Here is a 17,218-nt window from a genome sequence, read left to right on the forward strand (position 1 = left end):
CGGTGTTGACGCAAGCTACGACATGAACCGCATCAACTTCTCCAGCCGCGCGATCTTGCCGCCGTAGGGCGGATAGAGGTCGGCGAGGCGGTTGAACTTGGAGCGATAAAACACCGGCTTCAGTTTGCTGAACGTGCGAAAGCCCCAATCGCCGTGATAGGCGCCGGTGCCGGATGCGCCGACGCCGCCCATCGGCTGGTTGGCTTGCGCGAAGTGGAACAGGCAGTCGTTGACGGTGACGCCGCCGGAGATCGTGCGTGACAGCACCTCGTCGCGGGCGGCGCGATCCTTTCCGAACCAGTAGAGCGCGAGCGGCCGGTCGCGGGCATTGACGAAAGCGATCGCCTCCGCCGGATCGCGATAGCCCAGCACCGGCAGAATGGGGCCGAAAATCTCCTCCTGCATCGCCGCCATCGCCTCGGTCGCGCCGACGATCAGTGTCGGCGGGAATTTGCGGTGTGCTTTCCAGTTCGGATCGTCTGCTCTCGCCGGTTGCAGGATCTTTGCGCCGCGCTGGGCGGCGTCCGCGACGAGATTTTCCAGCCGCGCATAGTGCCGGTCGGAGATGACGGAGGTGTAGTCCTTGTTGGCCGGATCGGTGCCGAACATGCGCCGCATCTGCGCGCGTACTTTTTCGGCGAAGGCCTGCAACGAGCGCTCGGGCACCAGCACATAGTCCGGCGCGATGCAGGTCTGCCCGGCATTGAGCAGCTTTCCGTAGGCGATGCGCTCGGCCGCCTCCTCGAGAGCGGCGGAGGCGTCGATGATCGCCGGCGACTTGCCGCCGAGCTCGAGCGTTACGGGCGTGAGATTGCGCCCGGCGGCCTCCGCGACCAGCCGGCCGACCCGGGTCGAGCCGGTGAAGACGAGATGGTCGAAGGGGAGGTGTGCGAAGGCTTTTGCGATTTCGTCCTCGACGCCTGTCACCAGTAGCTCGGTGGCATCGAATTTCGCGGCCACCGTCTCCTTCAGCACCACTGAGAAGTGCGGCGAGAGTTCGCTTGGCTTGATGATGACCCGGTTGCCTGCGGCGATCGCGCCGATCGCGGGCGCAAGCGTGAGCTGGAGCGGATAATTCCAGGGCGCGATGATGCCGACGACGCCGAGCGGCTGCGGGATCAGGCGGTTGCGCGCGGGCAGGAATTGCAGCGCGGTGGCCACGCGCTGCGGCGCCATCCAGCTCTTCAGGTGCTTGGTCGCATGCCGGATCTCGGAGAACACCAGCATCGTCTCGGCGATGGTGGTCTCGACGGCCGAGCGGTGGCCGAAATCGGCCGAGATCGCCTGCCGGAAGCGTTCCTCGTTGTCAGCGACGACAGTGCGCAGCCGCGCCAGCCGGTCGAGCCGCTCGGCCAGGTCAGGTGCAGGCTCGGCCCGCGCCCGCGCGACCATGGCGTGGAAGGCCTCGTAGAGGGCCCGAAGCGGGGCGCCCGCCGGGGACTTATCCAGGGGCTGGTCCATGGCGTTCCTCCTGAAAATGGCGTTGGCCCCCCACGTTTTGTTGCCGCAAGCTGGCCCTTTGTGGAACTTCTGGCAAGAGCGCACCAAACGGGCCGGAAATCGGCCCAACTCACTGTCATAAAGTCGAAAAAAACGTCCCCACGGCCCTTTCCAAAGGCAGCCCGGGTTGGTACATACGCCTCGCACCCGAGGGGCTTTGCCCCGGGGTTGCCTTCCAAGGAAGCCTTTGGGACGGACGAAGCAAGCCACGCGAACAGCGCCGGCCACTTCATCCACCGTCCCCGGCATCTTGGCCTAGGCAAAGCGACGGTTTAACGCGGGGTGGAGCAGCCCGGTAGCTCGTCAGGCTCATAACCTGAAGGTCATAGGTTCAAATCCTATCCCCGCAACCAAGTTCGGACTTTTACCGGTTCCGATACGAAAATGGCCCGCGTCACGCGGGCCATTTTTGTTTGGTGGGGCGGGCACCTACCGTCTCAGGTCACGACGAGCCCCTCGGTCAGTGCGGCCTTCCTCAGATAGGTAAGCGAACCACGCCGAACTTCGCCGGTTGGGCGGGGCGTCGCGGCAATTGCGATCTCTATTCACCACTCAATTGAGTGCGCCATCACCAGAATTCTCATCAGTGCCTTCCAAGGGACCGGCCGCGAACGGAATGAGCAACAGTCCGAGCAGCGCCACGCAAGCGAGGAGGGCCCAGGCTTCGTTGGCGCTGAGCGCGAACGCGGCCTTTTCGACCATGGGACGCAGATAGGCTTCAACCGTGGCATCGGAGACCTGCGGAGGGCGGTGGGTAAACAGCGTGAGGTCAAGCCCGATTGCCTGAGCCGCAGTCACATCGCCCGCAATCAGGCGCTCGCGCAAAGCGTCGGCGTGCCCGCCGGTGCGCCCGTAAAGGATCGTATCGATCAGCGCGATGCCGATTGCGCCCCCGAGGTTTCGCATCAGGTTAAACAGGCCGCTTGCGTCGGGTACCCGTGATGCGGTCAGCGAACCCAACGCCAGCCGGGTCGGAGGCAGCAGGCAAAACATGATCGCAACGCCGCGCAAGACTTGCGGCCAGAACATTTCTTGGAAGTCGGCGACACGGCTCTCGAATGCACTGCAACCCAGCCCGATCGCGAACAGACCAAACCCCGCCGCCGACAACCAGCGGGGATCAAACCTGCTTTCCAGCAGGCCCGCAATCGGCGCGGTGGCAAGCTGCGCAACGCCGGTGACGAGCATGATCGTGCCGATTTCAAATGCGTCATGATGTCGAACATAGGCGAGGAAGACCGGCATGAGATAGACCGAGCCGAACAATCCAACTCCGAGGAAGAAGCTCAATGCGCAACCGATCGCAAACGAGCGCGATCTAAATGTCGACAGTTCGACCACTGGATGCGCGGCCCTGAGTGTTCGGATGGCGAAGACGGTTGCCGCGGCAGCACTCAAGACGATCAGGATGGAGCAGAATGGAGAAAGCCACCCGCGTTGCGGGCCTTCCTTCAGACCGATCTCCAGGCATGCAAGCGAAACCGCAAGAAGTCCGAGAGACGGCACGTCGAGTGTAGCCAGATCAGAAAGCCGGGGTCGTTCGCGCGGCAGCAGCATTGGCGTGGCGAGTGCGGCGACCACCCCGGGAGCGACATTGATCAGAAACAGCCAATGCCAGGACCAGGTGTCGGTGATCCAGCCACCGACCACCGGCCCGACCGTGGGCGCCAGCACGGCCATAATGCCGGCCATGGTGGTGGCAACGGGATGCAAACGGATCGGAAACAGCAGAAAGACAGCGGAAAAAACCGCCGGAATCAGTACGCCGCCAGCGAAACCCTGAAGCACGCGGAAGCTGACAAGCGTCGTAAAACTGCTGCTGAACGCGCAGCCGATGGAGGCAAGGGTAAAGAGGCTGATCGCAATAACGAACAGCCATCGCAGCGTCAGAACGCGCGTAAGCCACCCGGTCAGTGGAATGGCGATGATCTCGGCGATCAGATACGCGGTTTGAATCCAGCTCATCGCCTCTCGCGATATGGCGAGTGTACTCTGGATCGTGGGTAGCGAAGTGGCGACGACCTGAATGTCGAGGATCGCCATGAACATGCCGAGGCACATCAGGACGAAGCCAAGCCACGTAGCTGCACTCGGCTCGGTAACCCGTTCAGTCATTATGCGCTACGTACAATGTCTCACGGGATGCGGCGAGGGCGAGGTTTTCGGCCCGTATGCGGATCGCGAGAACCGCGGCGTTGAGGATGGTGAAGACGATGGCCAGCAGCGGCAGACCCAGAACCAAAGGGAGCACGGCAATCTCGCCGGCAACCACGGCATAGTTGGGATGCGACAGAAATCGATAGGGTCCCGCTGACACGAGCGGCTGTTCGGGCAGAACAATAATCCGCGTCGTCCATCGTGAGCCGAGCGTCCAGATGACCCAGAAGCGAAGGCACTGAAGGATAAGATAGCCGGCCAGGGCAACGACATTCACCGGTTGGTCGCGGCCGAACACCCACAGCGACAACAGCCAGGCGGCATGAACCGTGATGATCAACGGATAATGCCGGGGTGCCACCTCGACGGCGCCGCGGGCCAGGAGCTTTCGAGTGTTAGCGCGCGAAATCACGAGCTCGCCGACGCGCTGCAGCGTGATGGCGCCGAGAATGAGTTCAGCAAACGTCACGCAGTGTGCCGTAGCGTGACACAGCTCGCGGTGAAGCCGGGTCCGAGCGCCGTCAACAGTGAGCGCGCCGGCAGCCCTTTCGCGCGAGCCTGCTCAAGCACGAACAATACTGTGGGTGACGACATGTTACCAAAGTCGGCGATAATCTGTCGTTCATGGGAAAGCGTTCCTTGGTCGAGCGCGAGCGCGCCTTCCAATGCACAGATCACCTTCGCGCCGCCGGGATGGCAGATGAACCGGTCAATGTCTTCCACTGAAAGACGCATTCTGGAAAGAATTTCGGTCACGGCGGAGTTGAAATGCCTCGTGACGAAGTCAGGTATGGTGCGGCGAAAGATGACGCCGAATCCTTCCGGATCGACACTCCATCCCATGATGCCAAGCGTATCCGGCCAAAGGTGTTCGCCGGCAGCCTCGATCTGCGTCGCACCGCCATCGCCCGCGCGCAACACGATTGCAGCAGCACCGTCGCCAAACAGGCTGACGGCGACGATGTTGGCCTTCGTAAGTTCGTCCAGGCGAAGTGCGAGTGAGCAGAGCTCGATCGTGACCAGTAGCACGTTGGTGCCAGGGCGGGCTTGGGCGAGGCGCGACGCAATCGATAGACCCGAAACCCCGCCCGCACAGCCAAGACCAAACACCGGTACACGCATCGTGTCGGACCGGAAGCCCATCCGGCGAGCAACGCGCGCCTCGAGACTTGGTGTCGCGATTCCCGTGGAAGAGACGGTCACGACAGTGTCGACCTCGCCGCCGGCAAGTTGCGCGCTCGCCAGCGCCTTCTCGGCGACATCGACAAATAGCGCTTCAGCTCCCTCGAGAAAGGCCTCGGTGCGTTCGGGCCAGCCTCGTCGTTCGAGATACCAGTCGAACGGCTTGACGCCGTGACGCTTGACTATGCCGGTATTCGAGAAAATGCTTGAGAACCGTTCGAATTCGGGAAAGCGGGCGCCGAAGACATCCCATGCCGCCGTCAGCACGTCCTCTTGCAAAAACACGTGGGGAGGCACCGACGTCGCCAGGGAGACCAGCGCAGCCGGGGGCATCGGGGATCCTGGTGTTGCTGTCATCAGCATAAGAAACATCGGCGCGGTGCAAATATTTCGACGCTTGTAAGAAATGATCTAGCCGGACATGTCACTAAAACTTGAATAGCGTTACGACTTCCCAGGTTTGGATTCGACATGCAGAGGTTGTCGCTTCCGCCCAGCGAGGCATTCGAGCGCCGTCAGAATCTGACCATGATCCATCAAACCGTTGCCAACGCGATCGTTGACGCCGTCGCGCACTCCATGAAGCGAGCTATCCGATGACCGAGATCGACCTTGTCAACGTGTTCACCCACACGGGGCGCGGCGGCAACCCCTGTCCAATTGTCATCGATGCATCGAACCTGACTGCTGCGGGGATGCAGTCGGTGGCCCGGCACTTCGGGCATGAGTCGGGCTTCGTCCTGCCGGCGCCGGGACTCGACTCTGACTACGTCTTCCGGTTCTGGGTTCCGCGACACGAGATGGAAATGTGCGGTCACGCGACCATCGGCGCGCTCTGGGTCCTCGCGACCAAGGGGCGCCTGCCGGGCGAACAGGTCCGCATCGAGACACGCAGCGGATCGGTGACGGGCTATGTCGATCGTGTGGACTCGGGCGAACCGTCCGTCGAGATCAGCCAGCCTGTCGGCAAGGTCGTCGATCTCTCGCGTGCCGAAGAGGAGGACGTTCTGTCGACGCTCAAGCTGTCGCGCCGCGATCTGCTTGATATGCCGGTGCAGAACGCCGTCACGTCGCGCGTGAAGACGCTCATCCCGATCAAGGGCGTCCGCGAGCTCAATGAGCTGGTGCCGGACCCGGCGCAGATCGAGGCGTGCTGCGGGCGGATCGGGTCCACCGGACTTTACCCCTACGCCATCGAACATCAGGGCGAACGGCGCTTCGAGGCGCGACAGTTTCCGAAGTCATCAGGCTACCCGGAAGATGCTGCCACCGGCATTGCCGCCGCGGCGCTCGCGTTCGGACTGCTCAAGAACGGCCTGGTCGAGCGCAACAGCGCGCGGATCACCATCATGCAGGGCCGGGCGATGGGGTCGTTGTCCGAGATCCGGGTGCGGCTCGGCTTCGCTGACAGCCGGCCCGTAGGTTGCCTGCTTGGAGGCTCCGTCACGCGCGCGGAGCAACATGTCTTGCAGCCCTAGCAGGTCGGCTTAGAGACGGCGCGCTAGACCTGGGCCTTCGGCGCTGTAGCCAGAAAATCGATCATGGCGCGAACGCCGGGCAACGCGCTGCGCCGAGACGGAAGCTCGAGCCATTTTTGTTTTGGGACACGCCCGGTGGCAACATCAGCCGATACCTTGCGCGCTCCACAAATCTGTCGTGCGCGAATGCCCTCAGTCTGGAAAGCTCAGGATCATTTTCAGCAGTTTCGGAAACCGCGCGTTGATGTCCTCTTCGCGCAAAACGTTGCGGTGCTGGACGCCTTGCTTTGACGTCCGGATTAGGCCGGCCTCCCGCAGGATCCGAAAATGGTTCGACAGGGTCGACTTCGCCATGTCGGGGCAAGGCGCCGCCTCGGTGCACGACATGCAATCGTTTTGCGCGGCCAGGCTTTTGACGATGCGCAGCCGCATCGGATCCGCGAGAGCTCCAAGCACCCCGGCGAGTGTAATCTCGTCCTGCGATGGGTGAACGAACTGCACCATGTCCAAAATATAGCACGTCCCTTGAACTCATTCAATAGTTCACTAGTATTGAACTATTGAATATCGGCATCCCGCCGAACAACGGAAGACATGCGATGACCAAGAGACTCGAAGGCAAAGTTGCGCTCGTGACCGGCGCATCCAAAGGCATTGGTGCCGAAATCTCCGCCCGGCTTGCGGCCGAGGGTGCGGCGGTTGCCGTCAACTACAGCGCCAGCAAAGAGGCCGCCGACCGCGTGGTCGCCGCCATCATCGCCAAGGGTGGCAAAGCCGTCGCCGTCCACGGCAACCTGGCCGATGCCAAAAACGTGAAGAGCGTCGTCGCCGAGACCGTGAAGGCGTTCGGTGCGATCGACATCCTCGTCAACAACGCGGGCATCTACGAGTTCGCGGCGCTCGAGGCCATCACGCCTGAGCATTTCCACAAGCATTTCGACCTCAATGTGCTCGGGCTTCTCTTGATTTCGGGGGAAGCGGTGCAGCACTTCAATCCCAACGGGGGCAGCATCATCAACATCAGCTCCGGCGTATCGACCATCGCGCCGGCGAATACCGCCGTCTACACCGCGACGAAGGCATCGGTGGATGCGATCTCCTCCGTGCTGTCGAAGGAGCTTGCGCCGCGCAAGATCCGCGTCAACGCCGTCAATCCGGGCATGATCGCCACCGAAGGCGTCGTGTCCGCCGGCCTGCACGAGGGCGACATGCGCAACTGGATCGAATCCACCACCCCGCTCGGCCGCATCGGCAAGGTTGAGGAGATCGCTGCCGCGGTGGCCTTCTTCGCTTCGGACGAAGCCTCCTACGTCACGGGCGAGACACTTCACGTCACCGGCGGCCTTCGCTGACGCGCGACGTGCCCTGGCGGCCCGAAATTGCTGAACGGCGTCGTCCCAGCATGGTCGCGGTAGTGTATCCCGCCGCCACGTTCGGACTTCACCGGTCCCGATGAGAAAATGGCTCGCATCAAGCGAGCCATTTTTATTCTGCGGGTGAGAGTCCTGATGTCACCGCGAGCCTCGCAGTGAGGCAGCGGCACCGTCGGATCCGAACTTTACGGCTTGTCGTCGGCCTCTTCGCTTTCCGAAAGCGCGCGATAGCGCACGAGATCGGGATCACAATCCATGTAGAGCCCAATGAAGCCCCGATAGCCGAAGTCGTCGCGGAGAAGCACGAGCAGCCGGTCCAGATCCTTGTAGGTACGATCTTCCTTGTCGCCCCAGGTTCGCAGCGGCAGGAATTCGCGTCGCCAGCTCGGCCGAACATAGGCCAGGTGTTCGGCCATACCCTCAATCGTCTTGGTGATGATGAGGACATTGCGCAGGTGCCCGCCATTTTGCAGCTCCTGCTTGATTTCCCCTTCCTGTAACCCTTTCGCCAAGGGTTGCTCCCGCAAATTGATCGCCCAAGGGGCGAAGACCACAACGGGGGCAGACTTCCTTGCGCCGACCAATCCGCAGTCGCTTTCTGACCTGCGGTCCGGAAGATTCGGAGCGAGTCGAACTGCTCCATGGCGAAAGCTGCCTCCGATCCCGTGTCTATCAGCGAAAGGGGTTGCCTTGCGAGCCGACAATGAGGTGATGCACACAGCAAGCGCTTCGATCGCTGCTGCGTTCACACGTCGGCGTGCCGACGTTCTCCCGGCGATGCGATTGAAAAATCGATGTAACATCAGCTACATCGATAGGGTTGCGAACGCGACGAGATGCTCAAGGCTCGCGGTCGACCCCGATGCATCTTCCTCTAGGCCACTCCGCCGCCCGGCTCTTGCAGGTGGCGGAAGGCGGCGGGCACGTTGACGGAGTTGTGCGCCCAATCGAACAGGCTGTACTCACCGTAGTGCGCCATTGCGACCGCCTCGAGCGTGGCCTCGATCGATCGGCCTTCTGCGATCGCCGTGCGCACGGCGCTGTCGAGCTCGCGAAGATAGCGAAGCGGGAATTCGATGTCCGCGGGACGCATCGGCCGGCCGTGGCCGGGAATGATGGTCGCGTCTTCCGGCAGGAAGTCGCGCACGCGGGCAAGGGTCGTCATCGTCTCCTTGTGCCGCCCTTCGAGGAGCCACGGAAGCGCCGGAGACGGTGCTTGGATCATGTTACCGACCCAAAGCACCTTCGCGTCTGGCGTCCATATGACCAAATCGCCTGGCGTCTGCGCGAACCCAAAGTGGCGGACCTCGACGATGCGGCGGCCAAGATCGACGCTAATCATGTCGGGGACGGTGATGTCAGCGGCGCGTGCCTGCACGCGTTCAATGCCCTTCCCCTTGCCCATGAGGCTGATCATGAAACGGCGATCGTCCTCGAAGCTTTCTTCCATGTAGCGCTTGGTCGCCGGATGCTGAATCACGACAGTACTGTCGGGGAACAGGTAATTCCCGTAGGCATGGTCACCGTGATAGCTGGTGTTGACGAGGAAGCGGATCGGCTTCGACGTCACTTGACGTACGAGCCCGATAAGCTGCGCGGCGAGATCGCCATTCAGCATTGACTCGACGACGAGTACGCTGCGTTCGCCGATCACGAAGCCGGCGGTGGTGGCGACGTGGTCTTTCTCGAACACGTCGTCAGGCATGACCGCGAAAACGCCGGGGGCCAGTTCGTTCGATGTGAGGTTCACCCGAGCCGCATCCCAGGGCGGCGTTGCTTCTTGCTCACCGTCCTGCGTCATCGGATGGGTCCTCCCTGTTTGAATGATGCCAAGCGACCACGCTTTGCGGACGCCGTTACTTCGCTGCTGCGCGGGCGGCCTGTTTGATTGCGTCAGCCACGACGTCCGGGTTGGAGACGGGGACGGCGTGCGAAGCGTTCACCTCGATGACGGTGGAGTGGGCGCGATCGGCTTCGAACTTGTATTCGTCGACCGGAATGGCGCGATCCTGCAGGGGCCTGACTTGCCAGCTCGGCTTGCTCGTCCATGCTGCGGATGTCAGCGGTTCGGTCAGGGCCGCCAGGTTCATGGGGCGTTGGCCGGCGAGCATCAGGGCGGCCACGCTCGCGGGCACGTCGGCGGCAACGTTGCTGTGGAACTTGTCGGGCTGGTAGAGGAGATACGTGCCGCTGGTCCCGTCGGGCAGGGTGTACGTGGTCGGCTCGACGGACGTGGGGAATGTGCTGCCGGGGTACCGTTCGAGCAAATGGGTTGCGGCCTCCCCGACCGCGGGCATGATGGAGGCCGCGTAGACAAGGCCCTTGACCTTGGGGTCGTCCCCGGCCTGCGTGATGACGGCCCCGCCGTAGGAGTGGGCCGCTAGGATCACGGGCCCGTGGATCTTGTCCAACAGGCTGCGCAGGTACGCGGTGTCGATTGCCGGGCCCAGCAGCGGATTGCCGAAGGCGACGACCGGGTAGCCGTCGCGCTGGAGCCTCTCAATCACTCCATTCCAGATCGACGCGTCTTCGAAGGCCCCGTGCACAAGGACGACAGTGGGCTTGGGCGATTCCTGGTTCATCGTGAGTCCTTTTCGGGAGAATTCGGGAGGAGGTCGCTTCGCTGAAGTGTTCGTTAAGTCGCGCCGCCCAAGCTCATCATCTGCCTTGCAGCGAAGAGCCTCGGTAAGACGCTCTATTTCTGGGCGATGACGTGAAGCCGGTGCACCTTGGGAGCTTCGGAAAACAGCTCGCCTGCCTTCGCGAACAGCGCCTTTGCAAGTTCGCCGTTCAAATGCGCGTCTCGTCCAACTTCGTCATTGAACGTGTCGATGATTCCGTAGCGTCCCGGCTCCTCTTCCTTGAGCCCGTACCACGCCGCTATTCCGGCCTCTGCCTTCGCCATCGCGGCGCCCTGCTTCAGGAAAGCTTCGACTTCCGCTTCCTTGCCCCGATTGGCTTTCAACTCGACGAAGAAGGCGAACTTGGCCATGCCATTGATCCTTTCGATTACATCCGACTGTTGGACGTCTCTATGTAAAATGTGTTTTTATAAAAACACACCAAAGAACGCGTGGGATTGGTTCGCTTTGTCGTGACCGAAGCGAATAATATATATGCGTAATTTCAATTACTTGGTTTAGTTATGATCTTCGGTCGCGAGTCGTGATCAAGAATTAATATTGAGATTCATATGCGTTATATCTGAAGTCTTTTTACAAAATCACAGGCGGCCTCGACCATCACGGCCTTGCCGTCTTCACGGGTCGTGCGGTGAGATGAGCGGTGCCGAAACGATGAATGAGGTCGTCGCGGTTACACGCCCGATGACGACTTAGGACCTGCTCGGAGCCTCACCGAGAGGTGGAAGCAAGTGTTGCGCGGCGTGAGGCGATAGCTGCTCGATGGCTGCTCGAAGGTGGGCCGCAGCCTTCGAATGCTCGGGCCCATCGAGCATGCGCAATGCTTCCAGCATGAGCGACAACGCCACCGAGGCATCGGAGATCGCGTCCGTCATGATCGCTCCTTTCGATGCGTGCACGATCTTCAGAGCGTCGGCCCTCGGCATCGACGTCGCGGGACGCGCTCACATCATCAGTTCGGTGTCCTTGATGTCAGCGATGGGGCCGAGGATCGCAGGGTCAAACTCATCCAGAGAGCTGCGGTCCAACAGACGCTTGGGCAGATCGGGGTTCGCCAAGGCCCCGCGGCCTATCGTGACGACATCGGCGCCATCGTCGAGCGCAGCCACCGCCTGCTCGATGTTGTGCAGGCTGCCATTGGCGAAAATCGTCGCTTTGGGGGCGTAGCGCTTGGCGAGGCGCATCAATGACGGGCCGGCCTTGGCGAAAGCGGGCTTCCACGCCTCAAACTCGGTCACATGGACGAAGTCGGCGCCGGCATCGCCGAGGCTGCCGAAGATGATTTCGGCGTCACGCTCCGCACCCGCCCATTTGTGATGATAGTCGTTCACCTTGCCTTGCGAGATGCGGACGCCGACCGGCACCGCGCTTCCGACCTTCGCGCGCACCGCCTTGAAGGTTTCCACGATTAACCGCACGCGGTTCTCCGTGGTGCCGCCCCAGCGATCGGTTCTGCTGTTGGCGTAGTCGGTCAGGAACTGGTCGAGCAGGTAGCCGTTGGCGCCGTGAATCTCGATGGCGTCGAACCCGGCGATGTGGATCGCTCGCGCGGCCGAGCCCGCGAAGCCAGCAATGGCGTCGGCGATCTGCTCTTCCGTGATGGCTGCCGGCAGCATGTAGCGGTCCTTTCCGTGATAGAATGTCATCTGCTCGCCCTTGGGCTGAATGGCAGACGGCGCCACCGTGCTGTCGCGAAAGCGATTGCCTTGACTGATCGCTCCGGCATGCATCATCTGAGCAATGGCCACCGCTCCGTGCGCCTTGATGCCGTTGACGACCGGCTTCCAGGCCCTGGCCTGCACGTCGTCGGTCATGCCGGGCTGATGGACGTAGCCCTGCGAGAACGCCTGGTCTGTGTAGATGCCTTCGGTGATGACCGTTCCAAACTCGCCTCGCGCGAACCGCTCGTAGTATCGCGTCATGGTTTCGGTGGCCCGTCCGTCCTGGGTCGCCGTGATGCGCGTCATTGGCGCAACAGCAAGACGGTTCTTTGCGGTACGGCCGTTTATATCGATTGGCGTGAAAAGCGCCTTCGCTTCGTTGTCCATAATCTGAATCTCCAGGGCCTTTACCTTCGGGAGTCGCCTCCCTTGCTGAAAATCGATCTAGAGCTTGCCGTGAGCCGACAGAAGTCCGGCTGGAAGCTAAGCACTTTATCAATTATCGTTATAAAATGGATTTCGCAGATGTGGCCCTGTTTCGCAGCATCGTGACCGCCGGTAGCCTGTCCGCTGCGGCGCGAGAGATGGGCACCACGCCAATGTTGGTCAGTCGAAGGCTCGCAGCGCTTGAAGCTGAGCTCGGCGCGCGCCTGTTTCATCGGACCACGCGCTCACTGTCGCTCACCCCTGAGGGCGAGGCCTTCTTGCCTCACGCCGCCGCCCTGATAGCCGCCCGCGATTCAGCATTCGAGTCCGTGGCGTCCGCCGGCTCGGGCCTCTCAGGTGTGCTCAAGGTCACCGCACCGAACGTCATCGGCCATGCGGTCATCGTACCCGTCGTGGCCGGGCTGATCGCGGACAACCCGGCGCTTCGGGTCAATCTTGTCCTGAGCGACGATCGCGTCGACATCGCTTCGATGGGTCTCGACGTTGCGATCCGAGTGGCGCCGATGAAGCCTTCCGACATGATCGCGACAAGGCTCGCCGACAATCCCTACATCCTCTGCGCATCGCCAGCATACATCGCTCGCTTCGGCGAACCGGCAACCTTGGGCGATCTGGTGAGCCACCCCTGCATCAAGCTTCATGCGATGGAGACCTGGCCGTTCGTACGTGGAGGCGAATTGGAGCAGATCCGGATCGCCGGCCCGCTGTCGGCCAGCACAGTCGACGCTGTTCGAGCGGCTTGTCTTGCGGGCGTGGGGGTCGCCATGATGACCTATTGGGATGTGTACGAGCAGATTGAACGCGGAGAGTTGAAGCGTATCGTTCTGGCGGATGCCGCGCCGGTCGAGCTTGGGATATGGGCGGTTTTCCTGACTCGCGCGCAAATGCCCGTCCGGGTAAGAGCGTTCATTGATGCTCTGCGAAAGCGGCTGCTTGCGGGCACACTGCCGTGATCGTCGCGACGTGCCATCGCCGGCGAGCGGGAAAGCTCGCCGGCGACGCGTCGCCCTGGGCAGAATGCAACCTGTTACCGCGTCAGGCGAACCAGATCCTGCCTTAGCAGATAGAAGGAGACTGCGAGCAGCACGACCTCCTTCATCAGGAAGGGCACGTTGCCCGTCATCGCGGGGAAGCCTCCCGCGGCGAGGTCCCAGCCCTCCGGCATGAAGGGAATGATCGTGACGGTCGCGATGAAGGTGCCGGTCGAGCCGAGGGCGCCGAGCACGCCAAGCCGGTGGCTCCAGAAGCCCGCGAGCAGCAGCCCGCCGAAGGTCCATTCGGAGACACCGAGGAAATAGCTGGCGCCGGCATGGCCGAACACGGGATAGAGCCACCAGATCAACGGGCCGTTGCTGATGAACGGGACCAACCGTTCGAATTCGTACGGAAACCACTTCTGGTAACCGAAGAAGAAGAACATGATCACCATCGAGGCGCGGACGACATGGTAGTCGAGATCTTCCGCGAGCAGGCCGGATCCCTGCAGGGCGCGGACGAGAGGATTTTGGGCGGTGTGGGTGTTGGCAAGCGTGGTCATGGTCGTGATCCCTGATGTGAGATGAGCGACGTGGCGGCCGTCGCGTTAGGCGAGCGCCGGGAAGTCGATCTCGGTATCGTTGATGCGGTTGAAGACGTTGGTGAACGCGGTGGTGGCAAAGGCGAGGCTGATGTCGACGAGCTGCGCGTCGCTGTAGCCGGCGGCCTTGATCGCGACGAAATCCTTGTGGCTGACGGTGCCGCTGGTGCGCGCAAGCTTGTCGACGAAAGCGACCAGCGCATCACGCTGGGCATCACCGGTGGGCCGGCCATCGCGGATCTGCTTCAGGATCTCCGGCGCCAGCCCGACGAGCTTTGCGAGATGGCTGTGGGCGGCGACACAATAGTCACAGCCGGCGGCTTCGCTGATGACGAGCTTGATGATCTCCTTGTCGGACTTGGTCAGTCCGCCGGAGGCGAGCACGGTGTCGGCAGCGAGCACGGCCTTGAGCGCAGCGGGGCCATGGGCGGCGATGGCCGCAAAGGTGTTCGGCACGCTGCCGATGGCCTTCTTGATCTGGGCATAGACCTGGCCGGAGGGGCCGGCGTCAGTTTCGAGGTTCGGGACGGAAAGTCGGGACATGATGGCACTCCGTGTTGGGGTGGTGAACGATTGCGGAGTGACAGTAGGGTCGCGATGTGAGATGTTGAATGCTTTATAGGCTTGTATATATGCTCAATCGTCTCAAATGACGTACTGAGAGGCGAATACGATGGATTGGCTGAGCCGGCTGTTCGAGATGATGCCGGTGCGCGGCCGTCTGGACCTGCGCTGCTCCTACGGCGCGCCCTGGCGGATCGAGCAGGGGCCGGGCGAGGTCAACGAGATCCCGTACCATGCGGTGCTCGTAGGCTCGGCGGTGCTGGACGATCCGGCGGGAGGCCGGCCGTTGCTACTGGAGGCCGGCGACATTCTGCTGCTGCCGCGCAACCCCCGGCACGTCATGCACGACGGCAGCGGAGCCGCGCCGCTGAAGGCCCGCAACCGCGCGTCACTCAACTTCACGATCAGCGAGAATCCCGGCTCGGACGCCCGGCTCGATCTGCTGTGCGGACATTTTTCGATCGCCCCGCCGCACGACCGGCTGCTGCGCAACTATCTGCCGCCGGTGCTGATCGTGAGGGCCGGCGCGCAGGCCGGAGAGCGGGACACGGCGGGGCAGCTCGCGGGTCTCGTTGCCTTGATGCGCGGCGAGACCGCAGACGATCAGCTGGGTGGCCGCGCGATGCTGAACGCGTTGTCGACGGCGATGTTCGCGCTCGTGCTGCGCCTCGCCAGCGAGACCGGAGACGCGCCACGCGGGCTGCTTGCGCTCGCAGGTCACCCACGCCTCGCGCCGGTCGTCGCGGCCATGTTCAACGCGCCCGCGCGCGCATGGACGCTGCCCGAGCTCGCGCAGCTCGCCAACATGTCGCGTGCGACACTCGCTCGTCAATTCCAGGAGAAGGTCGGACGTTCGCCGAGCGAGCTGTTGACCGACATCCGCATGACGCTGGCAACGAACGAACTGAGGAAATCCTCGCTCTCGACCGGAGCGGTGGCTGAAGCGGTCGGATATCTGTCCGAGGCGGCATTCCAGCGGGCGTTCAAGAGCCACATGGGCATCACTCCCGCGCAATGGCGAAAGGCTGCGCAGTCGCCTGCGACGATTGGCGAGCTGGAGCTGGCGAAGAGCGCAGAGACGGCATCGGCTGGCGAGAATGCCTAGGCAGGCGAGCGTGAGGTGGCCGGGCTAGCTCAGCATCCGCGGCAGATGATGAGCTTGCGATCCAGCATCTGATCGCGCTGCTGCTGCTCACGCTCCCAGGCCGACAGAGCATCTGATTGAGGCGCATCGGCCCGGCTCGGCTGACGGTGGCCGACCGGAGCGAGCCAGGGCAGGCGCGACGTCGGCTCGGCCGAGGCGAAACGCGCGGCGGCCCGCGACGGCAGATCGGGGAGGGCGTCGAGAGAGCTGTTCCGGTCGGAGGCATGTGCGGGCGACAGCAAGCCGATCAGGAGAAGGCCCGCAAAAGCGGAGCGGATCGAGCGTGTCTGGTTCGAACGATGGGACATTGTGGCGCTCCCGTAGTGGAGGCTCGGGATGAGCGGCTCCGTTGAGGGCCACAATAGTCGTGGACGCGAAAGGCTGAATGCCGCGCGATCTCGAAGATATGCTCGTTCGTCTCACGCGCGTCGATGGAGGGGACTGGTTGCCGCTTCAGCGGGCCGGCCACCAGGCGCTGGCTCGGCGACCACCTCGGCGATGTCAAGATTGCGATCGGGGCCGTGTGGAACCACCAATTGACCGGGTTCGAGACGCAGCTGCGTGCCATCGAGATGGACCGTCACGATGTCCGGCTCGAACGATACAAAATTGGAGATGCGGCGGACTTCGGGATAGGCGTCGGGATACGACCATGCCGCCTGGCGCGCGTCTCCGATGGAGTAATAGCTGCAGAGGCCCTTGTACGGGCAGAAGGTCTGGAGCTTTACCGGAGTGAGGGCAGCCTCATCGATGTCGGCACGTGGAACATACCAACGGGGTGCAAAGCCGGACTCGTAAAGGACCAGCGGCTGCTTTGTATCGGCGATGACCCGGCCCTGGTGGTTGACCACGAGGTTACGAGCGGTCTGGCGGATGTCGATGCGGTGATAGGGATCGGCGGCATGGCCCACGATGCGTTCGTCTTCCTCGTAGAAGGCATCCATGGCCCGCCAGGCAAAAGCGATCAGACCCTGCAAATCGCCTGCATGGGCGGGCAGGTTGGTGTGCCGCCATGCTCCTCGCGCCGCGATGTGTTGCTCGTCGACCCGAACGCTGTACCAGGACGTCGGCCCAAGATCGGCGTGTTGAGTGATGTGCTCGGTGCGTTCCAGCACATGTGGGGAAACATCGGCCTCCGGGAAATAGGCCACGGGATAATGGCCCGGTTCGAAAAGGAGGAGCACCCGCTCGCTATCGGCGACCCAGCTTCCCCCAAAGCGCACGCGGAGGCGGCGGCGTAACGGTTCGACGTACAGGAGTCGCTTGGGCAGCTGCTCGGGGACGAGAAAGCGGCCGATTGCTCCCGTTGAAAACGGGCCTTGTTGCCAGGACAGTCCCAACTGATCTCTCCCTGCAGCGCACCGTCGGTCGGTGGCGGACCTGTTCCGACCCGTGCTTGGCTTCGCCGGCGCGATCCGACGGCTATATTTCGTTCGCGGCCCGGCCTTGGTTACAGGTCATCGCACCAATTTTGCGGTGTGATGACGCCAGCCG

General features: G+C 62.5%; 18 protein-coding genes and 1 tRNA gene. 5 read left to right on the forward strand and 14 right to left on the reverse strand.

Translation table 11 applies throughout. The annotated features are described in order from the left end of the window. Nucleotides 1-15: 15 nt before the first annotated feature. Entirely contained in the window at nt 16-1,461 is a 1,446-nt protein-coding gene (locus AB7245_RS04775) for a coniferyl aldehyde dehydrogenase (RefSeq protein ID WP_439033910.1), read from the reverse strand. A gap of 315 nt (nt 1,462-1,776) precedes the next feature. On the opposite strand from AB7245_RS04775, the gene AB7245_RS04780 reads away from it, so the two are divergent. After that, a tRNA-Met gene (locus AB7245_RS04780) sits at nt 1,777-1,853 on the forward strand. Nucleotides 1,854-2,052: 199 nt separating this feature from the next. Here AB7245_RS04780 and AB7245_RS04785 read toward each other — a convergent pair. Genes AB7245_RS04785 through AB7245_RS04795 form a run of 3 tightly spaced genes read right to left on the reverse strand, consistent with a single transcriptional unit; the run spans nt 2,053 to nt 5,172 of the window. After that, nucleotides 2,053-3,561, reverse strand: coding sequence for a DHA2 family efflux MFS transporter permease subunit (locus tag AB7245_RS04785; protein WP_085403478.1), 1,509 nt, complete (start codon nt 3,559-3,561; stop codon nt 2,053-2,055). 46 nt (nt 3,562-3,607) lie between these two features. Continuing rightward, nucleotides 3,608-4,126 carry an isoprenylcysteine carboxyl methyltransferase family protein gene (locus tag AB7245_RS04790; protein WP_085403479.1) on the reverse strand — a complete coding sequence of 173 codons (519 nt, stop codon included), beginning with the start codon at nt 4,124-4,126 and terminating at the stop codon, nt 3,608-3,610. Then, nucleotides 4,123-5,172, reverse strand: a complete 1,050-nt coding sequence (locus tag AB7245_RS04795) for a type III polyketide synthase (RefSeq protein WP_085403480.1) — start codon at nt 5,170-5,172, stop codon at nt 4,123-4,125. The genes AB7245_RS04790 and AB7245_RS04795 overlap by 4 nt, the downstream gene beginning before the upstream one ends. Before the next feature lie 263 nt (nt 5,173-5,435). Here AB7245_RS04795 and AB7245_RS04800 point away from each other — a divergent pair, with 263 nt between their 5' ends. After that, nucleotides 5,436-6,317, forward strand: coding sequence for a PhzF family phenazine biosynthesis protein (locus AB7245_RS04800; protein WP_135216236.1), 882 nt, complete (start codon nt 5,436-5,438; stop codon nt 6,315-6,317). A 192-nt stretch (nt 6,318-6,509) separates the two neighbouring features. Here the strand turns inward: AB7245_RS04800 and AB7245_RS04805 are convergent, their stop codons facing one another. Continuing rightward, nucleotides 6,510-6,821 carry an ArsR/SmtB family transcription factor gene (locus tag AB7245_RS04805; RefSeq protein WP_085403482.1) on the reverse strand — a complete coding sequence of 104 codons (312 nt, stop codon included), beginning with the start codon at nt 6,819-6,821 and terminating at the stop codon, nt 6,510-6,512. Between the two features lie 95 nt (nt 6,822-6,916). On the opposite strand from AB7245_RS04805, the gene AB7245_RS04810 reads away from it, so the two are divergent. Next, nucleotides 6,917-7,669, forward strand: coding sequence for an SDR family NAD(P)-dependent oxidoreductase (locus AB7245_RS04810; RefSeq protein ID WP_014498385.1), 753 nt, complete (start codon nt 6,917-6,919; stop codon nt 7,667-7,669). 206 nt (nt 7,670-7,875) lie between these two features. Here the strand turns inward: AB7245_RS04810 and AB7245_RS04815 are convergent, their stop codons facing one another. The 5 genes from AB7245_RS04815 to AB7245_RS04835 form a co-directional block, all read right to left on the reverse strand. Continuing rightward, nucleotides 7,876-8,244 (reverse strand): hypothetical protein, encoded by a 369-nt coding sequence (locus AB7245_RS04815; protein ID WP_085403483.1) that lies wholly within the window; start codon nt 8,242-8,244, stop codon nt 7,876-7,878. A gap of 320 nt (nt 8,245-8,564) precedes the next feature. After that, complete coding sequence (locus AB7245_RS04820) at nt 8,565-9,491, reverse strand: MBL fold metallo-hydrolase (RefSeq protein ID WP_135216235.1); 927 nt, start codon at nt 9,489-9,491, stop codon at nt 8,565-8,567. Nucleotides 9,492-9,546: 55 nt separating this feature from the next. Further along, the gene (locus tag AB7245_RS04825; protein WP_085403485.1) at nt 9,547-10,272 is read right to left on the reverse strand and encodes an alpha/beta fold hydrolase; all 726 of its coding nucleotides are present in this window, start codon (nt 10,270-10,272) and stop codon (nt 9,547-9,549) included. 113 nt (nt 10,273-10,385) lie between these two features. Continuing rightward, the gene (locus tag AB7245_RS04830; protein ID WP_063980866.1) at nt 10,386-10,682 is read right to left on the reverse strand and encodes a putative quinol monooxygenase; all 297 of its coding nucleotides are present in this window, start codon (nt 10,680-10,682) and stop codon (nt 10,386-10,388) included. 594 nt (nt 10,683-11,276) lie between these two features. Beyond that, complete coding sequence (locus tag AB7245_RS04835) at nt 11,277-12,380, reverse strand: NADH:flavin oxidoreductase (RefSeq protein ID WP_085403487.1); 1,104 nt, start codon at nt 12,378-12,380, stop codon at nt 11,277-11,279. 125 nt (nt 12,381-12,505) lie between these two features. Between AB7245_RS04835 and AB7245_RS04840 the strand changes: the two genes are divergently transcribed. Further along, entirely contained in the window at nt 12,506-13,393 is an 888-nt protein-coding gene (locus tag AB7245_RS04840; RefSeq protein ID WP_135216233.1) for a LysR family transcriptional regulator, read from the forward strand. A 74-nt stretch (nt 13,394-13,467) separates the two neighbouring features. On the opposite strand, the gene AB7245_RS04845 is transcribed toward AB7245_RS04840, so the two are convergent. Both AB7245_RS04845 and AB7245_RS04850 read right to left on the reverse strand, forming a co-directional pair. Continuing rightward, nucleotides 13,468-13,977, reverse strand: a complete 510-nt coding sequence (locus AB7245_RS04845) for a YkgB family protein (protein WP_439033911.1) — start codon at nt 13,975-13,977, stop codon at nt 13,468-13,470. A gap of 45 nt (nt 13,978-14,022) precedes the next feature. After that, the gene (locus tag AB7245_RS04850) at nt 14,023-14,559 is read right to left on the reverse strand and encodes a carboxymuconolactone decarboxylase family protein (RefSeq protein WP_439033912.1); all 537 of its coding nucleotides are present in this window, start codon (nt 14,557-14,559) and stop codon (nt 14,023-14,025) included. Between the two features lie 130 nt (nt 14,560-14,689). Between AB7245_RS04850 and AB7245_RS04855 the strand changes: the two genes are divergently transcribed. Then, complete coding sequence (locus tag AB7245_RS04855; RefSeq protein ID WP_135216232.1) at nt 14,690-15,685, forward strand: AraC family transcriptional regulator; 996 nt, start codon at nt 14,690-14,692, stop codon at nt 15,683-15,685. A gap of 29 nt (nt 15,686-15,714) precedes the next feature. On the opposite strand, the gene AB7245_RS04860 is transcribed toward AB7245_RS04855, so the two are convergent. Further along, nucleotides 15,715-16,032 carry a hypothetical protein gene (locus AB7245_RS04860; RefSeq protein ID WP_071916798.1) on the reverse strand — a complete coding sequence of 106 codons (318 nt, stop codon included), beginning with the start codon at nt 16,030-16,032 and terminating at the stop codon, nt 15,715-15,717. Between the two features lie 111 nt (nt 16,033-16,143). Further along, nucleotides 16,144-17,064, reverse strand: coding sequence for a DUF427 domain-containing protein (locus tag AB7245_RS04865; RefSeq protein WP_135214666.1), 921 nt, complete (start codon nt 17,062-17,064; stop codon nt 16,144-16,146). Between the last annotated feature and the right edge of the window lie 154 nt (nt 17,065-17,218).

Source organism: Bradyrhizobium sp. 604_D8_N2_3 (genome assembly GCF_051810765.1).
Classification (GTDB): Bacteria; Pseudomonadota; Alphaproteobacteria; order Rhizobiales; family Xanthobacteraceae; genus Bradyrhizobium; species Bradyrhizobium barranii.